The following is a 1,117-nucleotide window of genomic DNA, read 5'->3' on the forward strand; positions in this document are numbered from 1 at the left end:
AGGCGGGGTTCGGCATCTCGGGCGGCAGCGGAGAGGAGTTCTGAACCGGCAGATACGCGGTCTCGGCGGCAGCGGCGTGCTGCTGCTGCTGTTGCTGCTGCTGGAGCTGCGCCTGTGCCTGCCCCTGCCCTTGATACGGCAACTGCTGGCCGTGCTGCCCCTGTTGGGCCTGCTGCCACTGGAGGCGCGGCTGGTACTGGGTGTCCCAGGTCTGCCCCTCCCAGGTCTGCGCGGCACCCGGGTCCTGCTGGGGGCGCGGCTGCTGCTGGGGCTCGGCCCAGCCCTGGGAGGCGCCCGCGGCCGGGTCCTGGTACGAGGGCTGCGGGGGCTGCTGGCGGGGGTGATGCGGCTGCTGCGGGTGCTGGGACTGGTGGGGCTCCTGCGGGTTGCCGTACTGGTCGTACTGCCCGTACGCGACCTGCTCGCCCTGCCCATGGCCCTGGCCCTGCGGCTGCCCCTGGCCGTACTGGCCGCTCTGCCCGTTCCCGTACTGCCCGTACGGATGCTGCTGATCGTTGCTCATGCTGTGCGGTTCACCCTCCTGCGAACGGCGGGAGCACCTCGACCGTGCCGCCCTCGGCCAGCCGTACGGTCTCATGGTCACGGGCCCCGACCGGGTCACCGTCGACGAGGAACGAACACCTCTGGAGTACGCGCGTCAGCTCGCCCGGGTGCCGCGACCGCACCGCGGCGAGCGCCTCGGCCAGGGTGTCGGCCGTATACAACTCCTCGGCGGTACCCGCGGCGGCCTTGGCCGCTGCCCAGTAGCGGATGGTGCCCGCTGCCATAGCGGCACTCCTTTCGTCGGCCTCCATGATGGCCGACGCCAAGGGCCCGCCCGGTTCCGGCCCTCCGCCCGGGCCTCGTACCGGGCCCCGTACCGCCCCGTATCCGGCACAACGCATCACAACGCACCACGACGCATAACAGCGGATCACAGCGGAGACGGCACAACGGCCGGACCACAGGCGGGACGGAAGCAGGTACCCCGCGGGCCCCACGCAGCCCGCGTCCCGCGGTCCGGCAGGCGCGGATGCCCGTACGCGCTCCCCGCCCCCGCGATCCGCCCGTACCACCCCCCGTACCACCACCCGATTTTCTCACCGGCTCACCGCGT

At 72.5% G+C, this 1,117-nt stretch carries 1 protein-coding gene and 1 pseudogene; both read right to left on the reverse strand.

The window, feature by feature from the left end; genetic code table 11:
• Positions 1-523 (reverse strand): annotated as a pseudogene (locus WH07_RS33275) (hypothetical protein); the annotation flags it as partial.
• A gap of 10 nt (positions 524-533) precedes the next feature.
• Positions 534-788, reverse strand: coding sequence for a MoaD/ThiS family protein (locus WH07_RS33280; protein WP_046508433.1), 255 nt, complete (start codon positions 786-788; stop codon positions 534-536).
• Positions 789-1,117 lie beyond the last annotated feature (329 nt).

The organism is Streptomyces odonnellii (assembly GCF_000981895.1).
Taxonomy (GTDB): Bacteria; Actinomycetota; Actinomycetes; order Streptomycetales; family Streptomycetaceae; genus Streptomyces; species Streptomyces odonnellii.